This window comes from Psychrobacter cibarius (assembly GCF_016107535.1).
In the GTDB taxonomy this organism is placed as follows: Bacteria; Pseudomonadota; Gammaproteobacteria; order Pseudomonadales; family Moraxellaceae; genus Psychrobacter; species Psychrobacter cibarius.
In genome coordinates, this window is record NZ_JABASQ010000076.1 from 1 (window position 1) to 328 (window position 328).

Below are 328 nucleotides of genomic sequence, written 5' to 3' on the forward strand. Positions count from 1 at the left end.
CTACGGTACACCGAGCAACCTTTAACCCGTCAGCTTTCATCTGCTGCCAGACTTTACGAACACCGTAACGGCATTTACTGTCCTGCCAGATACGTTTGATTTCGCTGATGTAGAAGTCGTCATGCTGACTGCGTAATGGGCGCTTGTCAGGGCACTCTTCTAAGTCTTTAGCACGGTGATAGGTTGATGGGGCAATCGGTAGTACTCTACAGATTGGCTCGATCCCATATTCTTGCTTGTTAACATCAATGAAATCGACCATTATTTCGGTGGGCGGTCGAGCTCCGCCTGGGCGAAAAAAGCCGCAGCCTTCCTGATGATTTCATTA

1 pseudogene and 1 other annotated feature are annotated in these 328 nt (G+C 48.8%); the pseudogene reads right to left on the reverse strand.

Annotated features, from left to right (window positions below):
* A pseudogene (locus tag JFC08_RS13670) lies at window positions 1-328 on the reverse strand (IS3 family transposase); the annotation flags it as partial.
* Window positions 188-304, reverse strand: a sequence feature (AL1L pseudoknot). It overlaps the preceding pseudogene by 117 nt.